Genomic DNA, 17,393 nt, shown 5'->3' with positions numbered 1-17,393 from the left:
GCTGTCTCCGCGTTAAGGGTCTGGGCTGTGGTGCCGCCAAGACCGGGGGGTGTCAAGGCGCAGGACCGTGATGATGTTAATGTGATCTGCTGATGAGTTCGGTCACGTGGGAGGTGGTGTTGCGCTGCCACAGGCGGGTGGGCGTGGTGCCGGGGCCCGTGGTGACGCGCAAAAGCTGTTCCATGCGCAGGCCGGGGAGGCTGCTGAAGAAATCAAAGAGCGTCTCGGCCCCGGCGGCGGTCACGGGAATGTGAAGGTCCGGCCCGCCATCATGGCCAAGCACCCAATGGGCGGGTTTGCCGGTCGGGTCATAGGTCAGGCGCAGCAGGTTGGAGCGGGCGACCGCGCCGCCGGAGAGCGGGCCGTAATAGCTGATCTGGCCTTCGGTGACGGAAACCACGCCCGGCCCGTCGGCATCGCGGTGAAAGCGCAGCCGCTGCCAGCCGGTCCAAACCAGCGCCGCGCCCAGCACGAGGCCGAGCCAGCCAAGCCAGTGGAGGATGCCGAAGGCGCCGAGCACCGCCCAGAGCGCCAGCGCCAGAACCGCCAGCCCCGCGAGCACATCGCGCCAGCGCCAGAGCGCCGCCCGGGCCGCGGGGCGGATCACCGGACCGGATCCGAATTGGGGGCGGTCCAGTCGCCGAGACGGTCCTGCCAGAGGGTCATGGCGGCGACGGCGGCGGTGTCGGCACGCAGGATGCGCGGGCCGAGGCTTACCGGGTGGGCGAAGGGCAGGGCGTGGAGGCGGCTGCGCTCGGCGTCGGAAAAGCCGCCTTCGGGGCCGATGAGAATGGCCCAAGGCGCGCCGGTGCCGCTGCTGGTCGCATCGCCAGTGGTGAGCGGGCTGGGCCGGTCAAAAAGCGCCTCGTCGCAGAACATCAGCTGGCGATCCTCGGGCCAGTCCGACAAGAGCCGGTCGAGCCGCGCCAGATCGGCCACTTCGGGGACAAATGTGCCGCCGCATTGCTCGGCGGCCTCGATGGCATGGGCCTGCAGCCGGTCCTGCCGGATGCGTTCGGAATTGGTGAACTCGGTCTGCACCGGCAAGATGCGCGAGGCCCCCATTTCGGCGGCCTTTTCGACGATGAAATCGGTGCGCGCCTTTTTGATCGGCGCGAAGAGCAGCCACAGATCGGGCGGGTTGCGCTGCGGCGCGGTCTGTTCCGCGACTTGCAGCGCGCCGCCGCGTTTGCCGCGTTCGGCCACCTCGGCGCGCCACGCGCCGTCGCGCCCGTTGAAGAGGGTGACGGAGGCGCCCTGATCAAGCCGCATGACGTTGAACAGGTAATTCGCCTGATCCCGGTCCACAGGAACCGATTGCCCCGCCCCCAGCGGGTGATCTACATACAATCTGATCTTTGTCGCGCTCATGAGGGGGAACATATGACCGGACCGCAGGATACGCCAGAGGCGGCGGGCCAAGTTTCCGACGCGCCGAAAGGCAATTGGGTCGATCTCTATGCGCCGGCGTGGTCGCGCGGCTATCTCCGGCTCAGCCGGGCGGATCGGCCGATTGGCACATGGCTGTTGCTGCTGCCCTGCTGGTGGGGGTTGCTGTTGGCGATGCTGCACACGGGGCAGGCGGGCTGGGGCGATCTGTGGCTCTTTGTGGCCAGCGCGATCGGGGCCTTTGTGATGCGCGGGGCGGGCTGTACCTGGAATGACATCACCGACCGGCATATCGACGGGTCGGTGGCGCGGACCGCGTCGCGGCCGATCCCGTCGGGGCAGGTGTCGCTGCGCGGGGCCTTTGTCTGGCTCGGGCTGCAGCTCTTGCTCGGGCTCATGATCCTGCTCAGTTTCAACAGTGCGGCGATCCTCATGGGGGTTCTGTCGCTCGGCCCGGTGGCGATCTATCCCTTTGCCAAGCGATTCACATGGTGGCCGCAGGTGTTTTTGGGCATTGCCTTTAACTGGGGGGCGCTCATGCTTTGGGTGGCGCATGTCGGGTCGCTCGGCCTTGCGCCGGTGCTGCTCTATCTGTCGGGGATTGCGTGGACGCTGTTTTACGACACGATCTATGCCCATCAGGACGCCGAGGATGATGCGATCATCGGGGTGAAATCGACGGCGCGGCTCTTTGCCGAGCGGACGCCCGCGTGGCTCGCGCGGTTCCTCGTGGCGGCGGTGATCTTGATGATGGCGGCGGTGATCGTGGCGACGCAGGGCGGCGATCCGATGGCGCGTCTGGTGGCGCTGATCGCGCCCTGGGCGTTCGGGATGCATATGTTCTGGCAGCTGCGACAGTTCGACGCCGAAGATGGCGCTGTGCTGATCCGGCTCTTTCGGTCCAATAGGGACGCGGGTTTGCTGCCTTTGCCGATTTTCGCCATCGCTCTGCTCATCTGATTGAATTCACGGGGCGATCCCCCTAAACAGTGAGGCGGGCCAGCTCAGGCTTGCCTGCTGGACGAGTATGTGTGGGGCGCAGTGCCGCCCGTTTCCTATAGGTATGCAAGCGATGCGCCTTTCTTCCATCTTCGCCATTGCCGGGACGTTTTTCGCGGCCGCCATCATTGCGGTGGTCGCCGCCGGGTTTTCGGCGGGGGTGATCGAGGACAATTCGCGTCGTGACGTGCGGCGGGCGCTTGATCTGGCGGATATGAGCTGGGCCGAGGTGGATGCGGACGGGCTTCAGGTGTTCCTGGCCGGGACTGCGCCGACAGAGGCCACGCGGTTCAAGGCGATTTCGGTGGCGGGCGGCGTTGTGGATGCGACGCGGGTGATCGACCAGATGCTCGTCGAGGATGCGGCCGAGATCGCGCCGCCGCGGTTTTCCGTCGAGATCCTGCGCAATGATGCGGGGATTTCGCTCATCGGGTTGATGCCGGCGGCGTCGGATGTCGAGGCGCTGATGTCCAAGGTCGGCGAAGTGGCGGGCGATACCAATATCACCGATTTCATCGATCGGGCGGATTACCCGGTGCCCGATGGCTGGACCGCGGCGCTCAACTATGCGGTGGCCAAGCTCGACGAGCTGCCGCGCGCCAAGATTTCGGTCGAGGCGGGGCGGGTGTCGGTGACCGCGATGACCGACAGCCCGGAGGCCAAGCGCAAGCTCGAGGCGGAGCTGGCGCGGCGGGTGCCCAAGAATGTGCGGCTGATCACAGACATTTCGGCGCCGCGCCCGGTGATCACGCCGTTCACGCTGCGGTTTCTGATCGAAGAGGGCGAGGCCCGGTTTGACGCCTGTTCCGCCGATACCGAAGAGGCGCGGCGGCGGATCATCGCCACGGCGCGCGAGGTCGGGCTTGAGGGCAGTATCGATTGCACCATCGGTCTCGGCGTACCGAGCCCGCAATGGGGCCGGGCGGCCGAGCTTGCGATCAAGGCGGTGAAGGATCTGGGCGGCGGGGCGGTGACGTTTTCGGATGCCGATATTTCGCTGATCGCGCTGCAGGGGATCGAGGAAAAGAGTTTCGACGATGTGGTGGGCGGGCTTGAGACCGCGCTGCCGGATGTGTTCGCGCTGCATGCGGTGCTGCCGCCGCCTCCGACCGATGCCGAGGTGGTGATCCCCGAGTTTGTGGCCACCCTGTCGCCCGAGGGGCTGGTGCAGCTGCGCGGGCGTCTGGGCAGTGACAAGCTGCGCGAGACGGTGGACAGTTTTGCCCGGGCGCGGTTCAGCTCGGCCGGGGTGCATACCAAGGCGCGGGTGGTCGAAGGGCTGCCGGCGGATTGGCCGGTGCGGGTGCTGGCGGGGCTGGAATCGCTGTCCTATCTCGAGAATGGCGCGGTGACGGTGACGCCGGACTCGATCGATGTGACGGGCAACACCGGTAACAAGGACGCGAGCGCGCAGATCTCTGGATTTCTGGCCGAAACGCTGGGCGAGCGCGGGCAGTTCGAGATCGATGTGACCTATCAGGAGGTGCTCGATCCGATTGCGGCCCTGCCGACGCCAGAGGAATGCGTGTCGAAGATTCAGCTCATCGTGGCGGAGCGCAAGATCAACTTTGAGCCGGGGTCGGACAAGCTCGATTCCAACGGCGCGGCGATCCTCGATGATATTGCCGAAATCCTCAAGAAATGTGGGGAAATCAAGCTCGAGATCGCGGGTTATACCGACAGCCAGGGCCGCGAGAGCATGAACCAGCAGCTCAGCGAGAACCGGGCGCGGGCGGTGCTTGACGGGCTGCGGATGCGGCGGGTCATCACCTCGACCTATGAGGCCGTGGGCTATGGCGAAAACGACCCTATCGCGGACAATGACAGTGACGAGGGGCGCGAGGCCAATCGGCGTATCGAATTCCACCTGATCAAGCCGGAACCGGTCAAAGAGCGGCAAACGGGTCTTGAAAGCCTTGAAGAACAAGGCGAAGAAGAACAAGCAGACAACGAGACCGAGCAGGGCGAGCCGACCGATGAACAGAACTGAATTTATCATCGCCACCGCGATCATCCTGTTCGTTGCCTTCTGTCTCGGGTGGTTTGCCAATTGGCTGGTGCATCGGTTCATTCGGGTCAATCAGTCCGAGATGGGCGAGCTTGACCGGATGGCGCAGGAGCTGCACGAGGCGGAGGAGACGCGCGATCAGGCGATCACCTATCTGCAGCAGCGCGAGGCGGAACTGACCAATCAGCTCAACCAGACCGAGGCGGAATTGGCGGCCACGATGGAAGGTCTGCGCGAGGCGCGGCAGGAAGCCGAAGTGATGCGGGCGCAGCTCGAACGGGGCTAAATGCCGGGTCGGTAGTGCGTCGGTAAAACGACAGTAAAGCGACGGTGCGTTTTTCGGCCCGTCAGGACCATGTCACATCCGCCAAAAAGATATAGCCCGCGCCATAGATCGTCTTGATCAGTTTCGGGTTCTTCGGGTCTTCACAGAGCTTGGTGCGCAGCCGCGAGATGCGCACATCCATCGCCCGATCAAAGCTGTCCCCGGCGCTGCCGCCCAAGGTTTCGAGCATTGACTGCCGGGTGATGAGCCGCTTGGGCCGTTCGAGAAAGAGGCGCAGCACCTCGCCCTCGGCATGGGAGAAGGCGGTTTCGCTGCCATCCTCGCGTTCCAGAACGAAGCGGTCGAACCGCGCCACCCAACCAGCGAAATGGGCCTGATCCTGACCGCTGGGCGTGGCCACATCGCGGCGCAGGCGGGCGCGGATGCGGGCCACCACCTCGGTCGGGTCGAAAGGTTTGATGATATAGTCATCAGCGCCGAGTTCTAGCCCGGTCACCCGGTCGCGGACCTGCGCGCGGCCCGAGATGATGATGACGATCGCGCCTTTTTCCAGCGCCAGCCGATGCACCAGCGACAGCCCGTCGCGGTCGGGCAGCGACAGGTCGACGAGGCAGACATCGGGCACGGTGGTGTTGAGCGAGGCCTCAAACTCGGTGGCGCGGCCAAAGGAGACGGTGCGAAACCCGGCCTCGTCTAGCGCGTCGGCCAGCATGGTGCGGATCTCGGGTTCGTCATCGAGAATGGCGACAAGGGGGGCGGTCATCGGGGGCAGTCCTTCTGGCTCAGGAGGGCGCGCAGCCGGGCCGGTGTCACCGGCTTGCGCAGCACCGGGGCGAGATCGCGGGCCTCGGCATGGCGGGGGTCGTCGGGGGGCAGCGAGGTCATCAGGAAGACCGGCAGCCCGTCGCGCGGCAGGTTGCGGATCAGGTCGAGCCCGGTTTCCTCGCCTTCGAGCACGATGTCCGACAGGAGCGCCGAAATCTCGGGCAGACCGGCGAGCAATTCGCGGGCCTCGGGCACCGAGCTTGCCTCGATCACCGCATGGCCATCGGCGCGCAGCATGTCGCGCAGCGCGTCGCGGATTTCGGCGGTGTCTTCGAGCAGCAGGATGAGCCCGGCCTCGACCGGATCGGGGGCGACGCGGAGCGGCAGGCGGAGCGTCACCTGGGCGCCGCTGCCGGTGTTGGCGAGGGTGACGCGGCCGCCCGCGAGTTTCGTCATGTCATAGACCATCACCAGCCCGAGCCCCGAGCCGTCGTCGCCCTTGGTGGTGAAAAACGGCTCGAACGCGCGTTCGCGGGCGGTGTCGGAAAAGCCGGGGCCGGTGTCTGTCACCGAGAAATCGACCCAGGTGTCCTGCACCTGCCGGGCGGTCAGGGTGATGCGCCCGGCCCCGCCACAGGCATCGCGGGCGTTGAGCACGAGGTTCAGGAGCGAATCCTGCAACATCGCCGGGTCGAGCATCAAGGTGGCGTCGCCGAGCGTGTTCTCGGCCGCGAAACCCACCGCCTCGGGCAGGGTCGAGCGGGCCAGCGGTTCGAGATCGCGGAAGAAGCCGGGCAGGTGCACCGGCTCTGGCGTGTGTTCGCGTTCGCCGGTCATGTCGGCGATGCGGTTGAGCAGATCGCCCCCGCGCCGGGCGGCGGCATGGGTGGCCTCGATCAGCTCGGGCGCGGGGTCGGGCAGGCCGAGCCGGGCGAGCCGCGATTGCAGCCCGAGGATGATGGTCAGCAGGTTGGAGAAATCATGTGCCATGCCCGACGTGAGCTGGGCCGCGACTTCGCGGCGGCGGGTCTGTTGCAGGGCGGCGCGGGTCTGGGTTTCCTCAGTGATGTCCATCGACAGGATATAGACGCCGCCGGTCTGGCCATCGGGGGTGAAGGCGGCGCGGATGCGCCGCGAGCTCGGTTGATGGGTGAACTCGAAGATCGAGGCGGTGCCGGCAAAGGCCTGATCGAGCCGGGGCTTGATCGCGGCATAGGCGGCGGGGCCGAGCGCCTCGGCCACGGTGAGGCCGAGAATGTCGGATTTGCTGCCCGGCATCACCGAGGTGAGCCGCCGGTTGGAATAGGTATAGAGCCCGTCAGGCCCGACATGGGCGATATGGGCCGGCATCATTTCGGTGGTGAGCCGGGCGCGGGCCTCGGAGGCGGTGAGCTGGCGCTGGGCATGTTCGAGGGCGGTGATGGTCGCCTCGAGCTGTCGGTTGGAGGCGGTGAGTTCCTCCGAATAGCCCGAAAGCTGATCCGAGAGCTCGTCCGAGCGGGCGCGCAGCAGCGCCTCTTGCCGCTTGGTCCGGGTGATGTCGGTATAGACGGTGACCCAGCCGCCTTCGGGCAGGGGCGAGCCTTCGACCGAGATCGTCCGGCCATTGGCGCGGGTGCGTTCCATGTAATGCGGCTTGAACGCGCGGGCGACATCGACGCGGCCGCGCACAAACGGCTCTATCTCGCCGACATCGCCGTAATCGCCGCGTTTGGCGAGAAAGCGGATCGTGTCGTCAAAGCTCGCCCCCGGGGTCACCAGCCAGTCGGGCAGGTCGAACATCTGTTGAAAGCGGACGTTGCACACGGCGAGCCGGAGCTCGGCATCATAGATGGTGAGCGCCTGCTGGATCAGGTTGAGCCCGGCCATGGTCATGGCGTCGGCACGGGGGCCGTCCTGTGTCTGGCGATAGGTTTTCTCGGTGGTCATCGTCTCTCCCCCCTCATGGCTAGCACCGTGGCGCGCCGGTGCAAATGCCCGAAAGGGGGCTTGTTACAATTCGAAAGGTTTCGGCAAACTTATGGAAAAAGTTGACCGCCAGACAGGAAGCTGCACCCTTGGGTGTAGAAGAATCGTGTCGCAAAGGCACAGCCCGAGGGGAGTCGGGCAAAGGGAGGATACAATTTGGCACAGTCGTCTGAGGCGGCCGGAGGACTTGCGTCCATTCCGGCCTTGCTGGCCCGTAATGCACGCGAGCACGCCCAACGCCCGGCCTATCGGGAAAAGGAATTCGGCATCTGGCAGAGCTGGAGCTGGGCCGAGGCCGCGCAGGAAATCGAGGCGCTGGCGCTCGGGTTTCTGGAGCTGGGGGTTGCCGAGGGCGATTTCATTGCCATAGCCGGGCGCAATCGGCCCTATTTCTACTGGGCCATGGTCGCGGCGCAATGCGTGGGCGCGGTGCCGGTGCCGGTCTATCAGGACAGTGCCGCCGAAGAGATGGCCTATGTGATGGATCACTGCGGCGCGCGGTTCGCGGTGGTCGAGGATCAGGAGCAGGTCGACAAGCTCATCGAGGTGCAGGATCGGCTTAGTGAGTTTGAGCAGATCATCTATGTCGATCCGCGCGGCTTGCGGAAATACGATCATAGCGTGCTGCATCAATTCTCGGAGGTGCAGGAGAAGGGGCGTGCGGCCTATGACCGGCTCGGCGTTGAGCTGGCGGCGCGGCGGTCCAAGCTCAGCTATGACAGTGTTTGCGTGATGCTCTATACCTCGGGGACGACGGGCAAGCCGAAGGGCGTGGTGCTGTCGAACCGCAATATCATCGAGGCGTCGAAATCCTCGTCCGAGTTTGACCATCTGACCAAGGGCGAAGAGGTTCTGGCCTATCTGCCGATGGCCTGGGTGGGGGATTTCATTTTCTCCATCGGGCAGGCCTATTGGAACGCGTTCTGCGTCAATTGCCCCGAGAGCGCCGACACGATGCAGACCGATCTGCGCGAGATCGGGCCGACCTATTACTTTGCGCCGCCGCGGGTGTTCGAGACGCAGCTCACCAATGTGATGATCCGCATGGAGGATGCCGGGCGGTTCAAGCAGAAGATGTTCCATCACTTCATGGATCTGGCGCGTCGGGTGGGGCCGGATATCCTCGATGGCAAGCCGGTGGGGATGATCGACCGGCTGCGCTATGGGCTGGGCAATCTCTGTGTCTACGGGCCGCTCAAGGATACGCTGGGGCTGAGCCGGGTGCGGGTGGGCTATACCGCGGGCGAGGCGATCGGGCCGGAGATTTTCGAGTTCTATCGGAGCCTCGGGATCAATCTCAAACAGCTCTATGGGCAGACCGAAGCGAGCGTGTTCATCACCTTGCAGCCCGATGGCGAGGTGCGCAATGACACGGTGGGTGTCGCGGCGCCAGGGGTCGAGATCAAGATCGCGGAGAGCGGCGAGGTGTTCTATCGCAGCCCCGGCACGTTCGAATATTACTACAAGAACCCCGAGAGCACGGCGAGCACCAAGGATGCCGAGGGCTGGGTCGCGACGGGGGATGCGGGGTTCTTTGAGCCGGACACCGGGCATCTCAAGATCATCGACCGCGCCAAGGATGTGGGCAAGATGGCCGATGGCGCGCTGTTTGCGCCGAAATACGTGGAAAACAAGCTCAAGTTTTTTCCCAATATTCTCGAGGCGGTGGTGTTCGGCAATGGGCGCGAGATGTGCACCGCCTTTATCAACATCGACCTGACGGCGGTGGGCAATTGGGCCGAGCGCAACAATATCGGCTATGCCTCCTATCAGGAGCTGGCCGGGCATCCGCAGGTTCTCGACACGATCCGGGGCCATGTGGAAGAGGTCAACCGGAGCCTCGCCGAGGACCCGATGCTGGCCCATTGCCAGGTGCACAGGTTCCTCGTGCTGCACAAGGAGCTCGACGCCGATGATGGCGAGATGACCCGGACCCGCAAGGTGCGCCGCAATATCATCGCCGAGAAATTCGCCGATCTTCTGGGGGCGCTCTACGACGGGTCGGACGAGATCTTTACCACCACCGAAGTGACCTATGAGGGCGGCCGCAAAGGGTCGATCAGCGCGACGCTCAAACTCGTCGATGCCGAGATTGTCCCGGTCGAACCGGCCCGTGTCGCGGCCGAATGAGAGAGGTGTCAAATGCTTGATCAGACAGAAGGATTTGTCACCGAGGATGGCCGCAAGATCGGTCCGGTGGTGATGGAAATGAAGAATATCACGCTGCGGTTCGGCGGGGTGGTGGCGATCAAGGATATCAGTTTCGATATCCGCGAGGGCGAGATCCGGGCGATCATCGGGCCGAATGGCGCGGGCAAATCGTCGATGCTCAACGTGATTTCCGGGTTTTACCATCCGCAGGAGGGCGAGGTCTGGTACAAGGGGGCGAAACGCCCGGCGATGAAGCCCTATCAGGTGGCCCGGCAGGGCATCGCGCGGACCTTTCAGAACATCGCCCTTTTCGAGGGGATGAGCGTTCTGGACAATGTGATGACCGGGCGGTTCCGGCAGATGACCTCGGGGTTCTGGTCGCAGGCGCTGTGGAAAGGCCCGGCCGAGCGCGAAGAGATCGCCAACCGCGAAGCCGTTGAACGGATTATCGATTTCCTCGAAATCCAGCATATCCGCAAGACCCCGGTGGGGCGTCTGCCCTATGGGCTCAAGAAGCGGGTCGAGCTGGCGCGGGCGCTGGCGGCGGAGCCGTCGATCCTGCTTCTGGACGAGCCGATGGCCGGGATGAACGTCGAGGAGAAAGAGGACATGAGCCGCTTTATCCTCGATGTGAATGACGAGTTCGGCACGACGATTGCGCTTATCGAACATGACATGGGCGTGGTGATGGATCTCAGCGACCGGGTGGTCGTGATGGATTACGGCAAGAAGATCGGCGACGGCACGCCCGAGGAGGTGCGCAACAATCAAGATGTGATCGACGCCTATCTGGGGGTGGCCCATGACTGATCCCCGCGCCCATCGGCAAGACGTCGGCAGCACGTCGGTATCGCGTCTGTGCCGCCTGAGCCCTGCCAAGAGCCCCGCCGCGAGCACCGCCGCGAGCGAGACACGACACGCCCCCCGCAAAGGAGAGCAAGAGAATGCCTGAACAATTGATCTGGGGTATGGAGGTCTTTTTCAACGGCCTCATGGCGGGGGTTCTCTATGCGCTGGTGGCGCTGGGGTTTGTCCTCATCTTCAAGGCGAGCGGGATTTTCAACTATGCGCAGGGGGTGATGGCGCTCTTTGCGGCGCTGACGCTGGTCGGGATCATGGAGGGGCAGGTGCCCTTCGCGCATCTGATCAACGCGATCTTTGGCACGGAAATCCATCACTTTGGCTGGCATGTGCCGGGGCTTCTGGCGATCCTGTTGACCATGGTGGTGATGATCGCGCTGGCCTGGGCGGTGAACCAGTTCATTTTCCGCCATCTCGTCAACCAGGAGCCGATCATCCTCTTCATGGCGACGATCGGGCTTGCCTATTTCCTCGAAGGGGTGGGCGACATCATGTGGGGGTCGGACATCAAGAAGCTCGATGTCGGGTTGCCGCAGGGGATCAACGGGCCGATTGACGAGCTCACCTATAACATCTTCAACTACGGGTTCTTCATCGACAATCTCGATCTGGTGGCGACGCTGGTGGCGGCGCTGCTGGTGATCGCGCTGGTGATTTTCGCGCAATATTCCAAGCAGGGCCGGGCGATGCGCGCGGTGGCGGATGACCATCAGGCGGCGCTGTCGGTGGGGATTTCGCTCAACTTCATCTGGGTGATGGTCTGGTCGCTGGCAGGGTTCGTGGCGCTGGTCGCCGGGATCATGTGGGGCACGAAATCGGGGGTGCAGTTTTCGCTGTCGCTCATCGCGCTCAAGGCGCTGCCGGTGCTGATGCTCGGCGGGTTCACCTCGATCCCCGGGGCGATTGTCGGCGGGCTCATCATCGGGGTGGGCGAGAAGCTTTTCGAATTTGCCGTGGGGCCGATGGTCGGCGGGGCGACCGAGAACTGGTTCGCCTATGTGCTGGCGCTGTTGTTCCTCGTGTTCCGCCCGCAGGGCCTGTTTGGGGAGAAGATCATTGAACGGGTGTGAGGCGCGGCGGGAGTGCCGGGGCGCTGCCCCGGACCCCGGGATATTTCGGGGCCAAAAGAAGCAAGAACTGAAGACGCATGGTCTGAAGATGAATGGCGCCGGGCGTGGCGTGGAACAGGGAGAGGGGTAAGCGATGCTCTACCGTGAAGCAGGCGATTTCAAGACGAGCTATGTCGCCGATAGCCAGACCTTTCCGATCAAGTTCGACCGCTACCGCTATTATGCGGTGTTGATCATCGGCTTTGCCTTCATCCCCTTTGTCATCAACGACTATTGGGTGAATGCGATCTTCCTGCCCTTCCTGATCTATTCGATCGCGGCGATCGGGCTCAATATCCTGACCGGCTATTGCGGGCAGGTGAGCCTTGGAACCGGCGGGTTCATGGCGGTGGGGGCCTATGCCTGTTACAAGCTGATGACCGCCTTCCCGGAGGTGAGCATTCTCATCCATGTGCTGTTGGCCGGGGGGATCACCGCCGGGGTTGGCGTGCTCTTTGGTTTGCCGAGCCTGCGCATCAAGGGGTTCTACCTCGCGGTGGCGACGCTGGCGGCGCAGTTCTTTCTCGTCTGGCTCTTCAACCGGGTGCCGTGGTTCTACAATTATTCCGCCTCGGGGCAGATCAACGCGCCGGAGCGGACCATGTTCGGCGTGCCGGTCACCGGGCCGGAGACGGCGGCCTGGGCGGCCTATCTCTTTTGTCTGGTGCTGACGGTGTTCTGTGCGCTGATCGCGCGCAACCTGACGCGGGGCATGATGGGGCGCAAATGGATGGCCATTCGCGATATGGACATTGCGGCCGAGATCATAGGGGTCAATCCGCTGATGGCCAAGCTCAGCGCTTTTGCGGTGTCGTCGTTTTTCGTCGGCGTGGCGGGGGCGTTGTTCTTCGCGGTCTATCTGGGTGCGGTGGAAGTCGGCGAGGCCTTTGGCATCACCAAGTCTTTCCTCGTGCTGTTCATGGTGATTATCGGCGGGTTGGGGTCGATTTTCGGCTCTTTCGCGGGGGCGGCGTTCCTGGTGCTTTTGCCCGTGGTGCTCAAGCTGGTGGGGGTCGATCTCTTGGGATGGCCGACCGATCTTGTGGCGCATCTGCAGCTGATCATCGTGGGGGCGCTTATCGTGCTCTTCCTCATCGTCGAGCCGCATGGGCTGGCCCAGCTGTGGCGGGTGGCGAAGGAAAAACTGAGATTGTGGCCCTTCCCGCATTAACGGGGCGGGCTGCGAGAGACGACCGGGCGAACCCCGGCACATCGGACAAACCATGGGAGGATAAACCGATGAAGAAGATGTTCACGACATTGGCCTTGGGGGCGGCATTGGCCGCAGGCCCGGCGGCGGCGGATCTGGTCTTTCCGGATCTGAGCTATCGCACCGGTCCCTATGCGGCGGGCGGCGTGCCGTTCTCGGATGGCTATCAGGATTATTTCGCGCTGGTCAACGCGCGCGATGGCGGCATCGGCGGCGAGAAGGCGCGGGTGATCGAATGCGAGACGGCCTATAACACCGAGAAGGGCGTCGAATGCTATGAGGCGACCAAGGGCGAAGGCGCGCTTGTCTATCAGCCGCTGTCGACGGGCATCACCTATCAGCTCATCCCGAAGGTGACGGCGGATGGTATCCCGCTTCACACCATGGGCTATGGCCGGACCTCTGCCGCGAATGGCAAGGTGTTCAGCAATGTGTTCAACTATCCGGCGAACTATTGGGACGCGGCCTCGGCGGCGATCAACCACCTGCTCGAAGAGAACGGCGGGTCGCTCGATGGCAAGAAGATCACGCTGCTCTATCACAACTCGGCCTATGGCAAGGAGCCCATTCGCACGCTCGAAGAGCTGTCGAAGAAACACGGATTCGAGCTTGGCCAGATCGCGGTGGATCACCCCGGTCAGGAACAGAAGAGCCAATGGCTCCAGATCCGCCGGGAGCGTCCGGATTACGTGATCATGTGGGGCTGGGGCGTGATGAACCAGGTCGCCATTCAAGAGGCCGCCAACATCCGTTTCCCGATGGAAAACTTCATCGGCAACTGGTGGGCCGGGGCCGAGCATGACGTGACGCCCGCGGGCGAGGCGGCTCATGGCTACAAGTCGCTCAACATGAACCGGATCGCCGATCTGCCGGTCTTTGAGGACATCAAGAAACATGTCCATGAGGCGGGCAATGCCGCGGGCGACGGATCGAACGTGGGGTCGGTTCTCTATACGCGGGGCATGTATGCCGCGATGCTCGCCGTTGAGGCAGCCAAGACCGCGCAGGAGATCCACGGCACCGCAGACATCAACGCCGCGCAGATGCGTGACGGGATGGAGGCGCTGGAGATGACCAATGCGAAGATGGCCGCGCTTGGCATGGAAGGCATCGGGCCGGAGTTCAGCGTGAGCTGTGCCGATCACGGTGGGTCCGGTCAGGCGATCGTTCAGCAGTGGGACGCCAATGAGAAGATGTGGAAGCCGCTGACCGATTACATCGACAGCGACCGTGAGGTGATCGCGACGCTGGTGGCCGAGGACAGTGCCGCCTTTGCCGCCGAGAACAACATCTCGGAACGCTGCAACTAAGTGATGCGGCCCCGGCCATGTGCCGGGGCCCATTCCCGCAATTCTAACGCAGGACAGGGCCCATGCTGGACAGTGCAGAGACAGAAGACAGCCTGCTCGAGGTCAATAATATCGAGGTGATCTACAACCATGTGATCCTCGTGCTCAAAGGGGTGAGCCTCAAGGTGCCGAAGGGCGGGATCACCGCGCTCTTGGGCGGCAATGGGGCGGGCAAGACCACCACGCTCAAGGCCGTGTCGAACCTGCTCCGCTCGGAGCGGGGCGAGGTGACCAAGGGGTCGATCAAGTATCGCGGCGAGCGGGTGCAGGATCTGGTGCCCTCGGAGCTTGTGAAAAAGGGGGTCATTCAGGTGATGGAAGGGCGGCATTGCTTTGAGCATCTGACCGTCGAGGAGAACCTTCTCACCGGGGCCTATACGCGGCGGGCGAGCCGTGGCGAGATCGATGCCGATCTGAACATGGTCTATGATTATTTTCCGCGTCTCAAGGAGCGCCGCAAGAGCCAGGCGGGCTATACCTCGGGAGGCGAGCAGCAGATGGTGGCGATCGGTCGCGCGCTGATGAGCCGGCCCGAGATGATCCTGCTCGACGAGCCGAGCATGGGGCTTGCGCCGCAGCTGGTGGAAGAGATTTTCAACATCGTCAAAAGCCTCAACGAAAACGAGGGGGCGACGTTTTTGCTGGCGGAGCAGAACACCAATGTGGCGCTGCGCTTCGCCCATTACGGCTATATCCTCGAGAATGGCCGGGTGGTGATGGACGGGCCCGCGAAGGAGCTTCGCGAGAACCCGGATGTGAAGGAATTCTACCTCGGCATGTCCGATGAGGGGCGCAAGAGCTTTCGCGATGTGCGCAGCTATCGGCGCCGCAAACGCTGGCTCAGCTGAGCCGGGGATTGCCCCCGCAAGTGACACGTCCGCCCCGGGTGCGGGGCATCAAAACAGACCCTAATCCAGCGCAATTGCGCCCTGGCAAGGACAGGCTATGACCCGCTATTACGATGATCTAGAGACCCGCAGCACCGAGGAACGGCTTGACGCGCAGATGCATGAGCTGCGGGCGCAGCTTGGCCGGGCGCAGGGGCTGGCGGGCTATGCCGGGGCGCTTGACGAGGTGGAACCCGAGGGGCTTGGCAGTCTCGACGATCTGGCGCGGCTGCCGGTGTTGCGGAAATCCGACCTCGGGGCGGCGCAGAAGGGCGCGGCGCCTTTTGGCGGGCTGACGACTCGGCCGGTGTCGGGCTTTGCCCATGTGTTCCAGAGCCCCGGGCCGATCTATGAGCCGGGCGGCATGGATCGCGACTGGTGGCGGATGGGGCGGTTTCTCCATGCCTGTGGCGTGGGCGAGGGCGATATCGTGCAGAATTGCTTTGGCTATCACCTGACCCCGGCGGGGATGATTTTCGAGAGCGGCGCGCGGGCGGTGGGGGCGGCGGTGCTGCCCGCCGGGACCGGGCAGACCGAGCTTCAGGTGCGGGCGGCGGCGGATATCGGATGTACCGTCTATGCGGGCACGCCCGATTACCTCAAGGTCATTCTCGACAAGGCCGAGGAGATGGGCGAGCGGCTGTCGATCACCCGCGCGGCGGTGGGCGGCGGGGCGCTCTTTCCGTCGCTGCGGCAGGAATATGCGGATCGCGGCATCCTGTGTCTGCAATGCTATGCCACGGCCGATCTCGGCAATATCGCCTATGAGAGCGCGGCGCAGGAGGGGATGATTGTCGATGAGCGGGTCATCGTCGAGATTGTGACCCCGGGCACTGGCGATCCGGTGCGGCCGGGCGAGGTCGGCGAGGTCGTGGTGACGACGCTCAACCCCGACTATCCGCTGATCCGGTTTGCCACTGGCGATATGAGCGCGGTGATGGAGGGGCAGAGCCCCTGTGGCCGGACCAATATGCGCATCAAGGGCTGGATGGGGCGGGCCGATCAGACCACCAAGATCAAGGGCATGTTCGTGCGTCCCGAACAGGTGGCGGCGCTGGTCGCGCGCCATGAGGAGGTGCGCCGCGCCCGTGTCATCGCCAGCCGCGAGGGCGAGCGCGATGTGATGACCGTGCAGATCGAGGCCGAGGGCGGCGCGGCGGAGCGTTATGAGGGCTCGGTGGTCGAGGCGCTCAAGATGAAGGGGCGGATCGAGATCGTCGCGCCGGGCAGTCTTCCCAATGATGGGATGGTGATCGAGGATCAGCGCAGCTACGACTGAGCCGGGCGGTGAAACGGCGACAATTTTAGCTGTTAAACCGGCGGTAACGGCCTGCTGCTATCCCTACCTTTGGGTGAATGAAGGTGGTGGATATGAGCGCGCAGGGTAATGTGGCGCCCATTATCATCAAGAAAAAGAAGGTCATGGGTGGCGAAGGCCATCACGGCGGCGCCTGGAAGGTGGCCATGGATTATTCCTTTCGTCGACAGTGCTTTGCACCTGTTTCGTGCCTGGGCGATCCAGGCGGTTTGCTGCCTTCTGACATATGCAGCGCCGGGGGGCGGGCTGCGCCATCCGCGAGGGATGCCGGGGCACCTTGGGGCCGAAACTGCTAACGAAACCCTAAACTCTGCCCACCGTTTATCTCGGATTTGAATGACCGCGGTTTCAGGCCCGTTTTTCCACGGTTTTCGTTTTATGTGCGGTGATCGTTTCGCGTTTGCCATCGCGCCCATAGGTCTCGAGCGTGTCGCGGGTTCGTTTGAGCGCGCGCAGCCGTTCGGCGACCGCTTTGATCCCGTCACTCGCGCCGCGCAGCAGGGTCTGATTGCGGTCGAGAGCGGCGCGCAAACCGTGTAAATCGCCGGGTTGGGTTGGGGCCTTGTCGAGGGCTGCTATCAGCGCCGCTTTGCGTTCGGCAAGCGCAGTCACGCCGGTCAAATCCCCATCGAGAAGCGCGCGTTGCTCGGCTTCGAGAAGATCGGTCAGCTCATCGATCAGATCGGTCGTCGGCGCGCTACTCATCGGCCCGTCCCGCCATGGCCCGAAAGAAGATTTCGGCGAGCCCGATGCCGCCTTTGCGCACCATTTCCCGCGCGAGGATGTCGCGCTGAAAACTGGCGAAATGGTCCTCGTCGCCCTGGTCGCCGAACCCCTGGGTCGCCTTGCCAAGGCCACTTGATTTCAGCATTTCTGCCAGAAACACCGCCTCGAGTTTTTCTGCGGCAGCGCGCCGGTCTGGTGCGGCTGTGGGCGATGAAATTGATGGCGCGGCAGGGCGCGCAGCCAATGGTAAAGAAGCGGTCACAGGAATGCCTCCAATTGATGGAACTTGGGACCAATAAACAGCAAAGCGGTAAAGAAGCGGTAACCAGCGACGGATATTCTGCACAGGTCAAATGACGGTGCCGGA

General features: G+C 63.7%; 17 protein-coding genes and 1 pseudogene. 12 read left to right on the top strand and 6 right to left on the bottom strand.

Annotated features, from left to right (window positions below):
- Positions 1-76: 76 nt before the first annotated feature.
- Together WA237_RS03855 and WA237_RS03850 are read right to left on the bottom strand one after the other, a co-directional pair.
- Positions 77-607 (bottom strand): hypothetical protein, encoded by a 531-nt coding sequence (locus WA237_RS03855; RefSeq protein WP_009813212.1) that lies wholly within the window; start codon positions 605-607, stop codon positions 77-79.
- Complete coding sequence (locus WA237_RS03850; RefSeq protein WP_336096745.1) at positions 604-1,371, bottom strand: 16S rRNA (uracil(1498)-N(3))-methyltransferase; 768 nt, start codon at positions 1,369-1,371, stop codon at positions 604-606. The genes WA237_RS03855 and WA237_RS03850 overlap by 4 nt, the downstream gene beginning before the upstream one ends.
- A 12-nt stretch (positions 1,372-1,383) precedes the next feature.
- Between WA237_RS03850 and ubiA the strand changes: the two genes are divergently transcribed.
- The 3 genes from ubiA (at position 1,384) to WA237_RS03835 (ending at position 4,682) form a co-directional block, all read left to right on the top strand.
- Positions 1,384-2,349 (top strand): 4-hydroxybenzoate octaprenyltransferase, encoded by a 966-nt coding sequence (ubiA, locus tag WA237_RS03845; RefSeq protein ID WP_336096744.1) that lies wholly within the window; start codon positions 1,384-1,386, stop codon positions 2,347-2,349.
- A gap of 112 nt (positions 2,350-2,461) precedes the next feature.
- A complete protein-coding gene (locus tag WA237_RS03840) occupies positions 2,462-4,378 on the top strand; it encodes an OmpA family protein (protein WP_336096743.1) in 1,917 nt (638 codons plus the stop codon).
- Positions 4,365-4,682, top strand: a complete 318-nt coding sequence (locus WA237_RS03835) for a hypothetical protein (RefSeq protein WP_009813208.1) — start codon at positions 4,365-4,367, stop codon at positions 4,680-4,682. Before WA237_RS03840 ends, WA237_RS03835 begins: the two co-directional genes overlap by 14 nt.
- 61 nt (positions 4,683-4,743) lie before the next feature.
- Here the strand turns inward: WA237_RS03835 and WA237_RS03830 are convergent, their stop codons facing one another.
- Positions 4,744-5,445, bottom strand: a complete 702-nt coding sequence (locus WA237_RS03830) for a response regulator transcription factor (protein ID WP_009813207.1) — start codon at positions 5,443-5,445, stop codon at positions 4,744-4,746.
- Entirely contained in the window at positions 5,442-7,376 is a 1,935-nt protein-coding gene (locus WA237_RS03825) for a PAS-domain containing protein (protein ID WP_336096742.1), read from the bottom strand. The genes WA237_RS03830 and WA237_RS03825 overlap by 4 nt, the downstream gene beginning before the upstream one ends.
- Before the next feature lie 195 nt (positions 7,377-7,571).
- Here WA237_RS03825 and WA237_RS03820 point away from each other — a divergent pair, with 195 nt between their 5' ends.
- From WA237_RS03820 to WA237_RS03785, 8 genes and pseudogenes are all read left to right on the top strand, one after another.
- Positions 7,572-9,545, top strand: coding sequence for an AMP-binding protein (locus WA237_RS03820; protein ID WP_336096741.1), 1,974 nt, complete (start codon positions 7,572-7,574; stop codon positions 9,543-9,545).
- 12 nt (positions 9,546-9,557) lie between these two features.
- Positions 9,558-10,376, top strand: a complete 819-nt coding sequence (locus WA237_RS03815; RefSeq protein ID WP_286906010.1) for an ABC transporter ATP-binding protein — start codon at positions 9,558-9,560, stop codon at positions 10,374-10,376.
- Between the two features lie 134 nt (positions 10,377-10,510).
- Entirely contained in the window at positions 10,511-11,497 is a 987-nt protein-coding gene (locus WA237_RS03810; RefSeq protein WP_040617889.1) for a branched-chain amino acid ABC transporter permease, read from the top strand.
- Positions 11,498-11,630: 133 nt separating this feature from the next.
- Complete coding sequence (locus WA237_RS03805; RefSeq protein WP_009813202.1) at positions 11,631-12,707, top strand: branched-chain amino acid ABC transporter permease; 1,077 nt, start codon at positions 11,631-11,633, stop codon at positions 12,705-12,707.
- Positions 12,708-12,775: 68 nt separating this feature from the next.
- Complete coding sequence (locus WA237_RS03800) at positions 12,776-14,056, top strand: ABC transporter substrate-binding protein (protein WP_336096740.1); 1,281 nt, start codon at positions 12,776-12,778, stop codon at positions 14,054-14,056.
- 62 nt (positions 14,057-14,118) lie between these two features.
- Entirely contained in the window at positions 14,119-14,943 is an 825-nt protein-coding gene (locus WA237_RS03795) for an ABC transporter ATP-binding protein (RefSeq protein WP_216015280.1), read from the top strand.
- Between the two features lie 97 nt (positions 14,944-15,040).
- Positions 15,041-16,261 carry a phenylacetate--CoA ligase family protein gene (locus WA237_RS03790; RefSeq protein WP_336096739.1) on the top strand — a complete coding sequence of 407 codons (1,221 nt, stop codon included), beginning with the start codon at positions 15,041-15,043 and terminating at the stop codon, positions 16,259-16,261.
- Between the two features lie 92 nt (positions 16,262-16,353).
- Positions 16,354-16,446, top strand: a pseudogene (locus WA237_RS03785) (chemotaxis protein MotB); the annotation flags it as partial.
- 202 nt (positions 16,447-16,648) lie between these two features.
- Here the strand turns inward: WA237_RS03785 and WA237_RS03780 are convergent.
- On the bottom strand, positions 16,649-17,005 hold the full coding sequence (locus WA237_RS03780; RefSeq protein WP_336096738.1) for a flagellar biosynthesis protein FlgN: 357 nt from the start codon (positions 17,003-17,005) through the stop codon (positions 16,649-16,651).
- Positions 16,998-17,171, bottom strand: a complete 174-nt coding sequence (locus tag WA237_RS03775; protein WP_009813197.1) for a hypothetical protein — start codon at positions 17,169-17,171, stop codon at positions 16,998-17,000. Before WA237_RS03775 ends, WA237_RS03780 begins: the two co-directional genes overlap by 8 nt.
- On the opposite strand from WA237_RS03775, the gene WA237_RS03770 reads away from it, so the two are divergent.
- The gene (locus WA237_RS03770) at positions 17,159-17,383 is read left to right on the top strand and encodes a hypothetical protein (protein WP_336096737.1); all 225 of its coding nucleotides are present in this window, start codon (positions 17,159-17,161) and stop codon (positions 17,381-17,383) included. The genes WA237_RS03775 and WA237_RS03770 overlap by 13 nt on opposite strands.
- Positions 17,384-17,393: the final 10 nt, after the last annotated feature.

Origin of the sequence: Roseovarius sp. CH_XMU1461, from assembly GCF_037027165.1 — a bacterium.
GTDB classification, from domain to species: domain Bacteria; phylum Pseudomonadota; class Alphaproteobacteria; order Rhodobacterales; family Rhodobacteraceae; genus Roseovarius; species Roseovarius nubinhibens.
Note: the sequence above shows the minus strand (reverse complement) of the source record. Positions and strands in the feature narration are given on the sequence as shown.

Bases quoted from the DNA above. Each gene is read 5' to 3' on its own strand.
- WA237_RS03805 (WP_009813202.1), top strand. From the start codon at position 11,631: ATGCTCTACCGTGAAGCAGGCGATTTCAAGACGAGCTATGTCGCCGAT.
- WA237_RS03815 (WP_286906010.1), top strand. From the start codon at position 9,558: ATGCTTGATCAGACAGAAGGATTTGTCACCGAGGATGGCCGCAAGATC.
- WA237_RS03825 (WP_336096742.1), bottom strand. From the start codon at position 7,376: ATGACCACCGAGAAAACCTATCGCCAGACACAGGACGGCCCCCGTGCC.
- ubiA (WP_336096744.1), top strand. From the start codon at position 1,384: ATGACCGGACCGCAGGATACGCCAGAGGCGGCGGGCCAAGTTTCCGAC.
- WA237_RS03850 (WP_336096745.1), bottom strand. From the start codon at position 1,371: ATGAGCGCGACAAAGATCAGATTGTATGTAGATCACCCGCTGGGGGCG.
- WA237_RS03780 (WP_336096738.1), bottom strand. From the start codon at position 17,005: ATGAGTAGCGCGCCGACGACCGATCTGATCGATGAGCTGACCGATCTT.
- WA237_RS03775 (WP_009813197.1), bottom strand. From the start codon at position 17,171: ATGCTGAAATCAAGTGGCCTTGGCAAGGCGACCCAGGGGTTCGGCGAC.
- WA237_RS03810 (WP_040617889.1), top strand. From the start codon at position 10,511: ATGCCTGAACAATTGATCTGGGGTATGGAGGTCTTTTTCAACGGCCTC.
- WA237_RS03790 (WP_336096739.1), top strand. From the start codon at position 15,041: ATGACCCGCTATTACGATGATCTAGAGACCCGCAGCACCGAGGAACGG.
- WA237_RS03800 (WP_336096740.1), top strand. From the start codon at position 12,776: ATGAAGAAGATGTTCACGACATTGGCCTTGGGGGCGGCATTGGCCGCA.
- WA237_RS03830 (WP_009813207.1), bottom strand. From the start codon at position 5,445: ATGACCGCCCCCCTTGTCGCCATTCTCGATGACGAACCCGAGATCCGC.
- WA237_RS03795 (WP_216015280.1), top strand. From the start codon at position 14,119: ATGCTGGACAGTGCAGAGACAGAAGACAGCCTGCTCGAGGTCAATAAT.
- WA237_RS03835 (WP_009813208.1), top strand. From the start codon at position 4,365: ATGAACAGAACTGAATTTATCATCGCCACCGCGATCATCCTGTTCGTT.
- WA237_RS03840 (WP_336096743.1), top strand. From the start codon at position 2,462: ATGCGCCTTTCTTCCATCTTCGCCATTGCCGGGACGTTTTTCGCGGCC.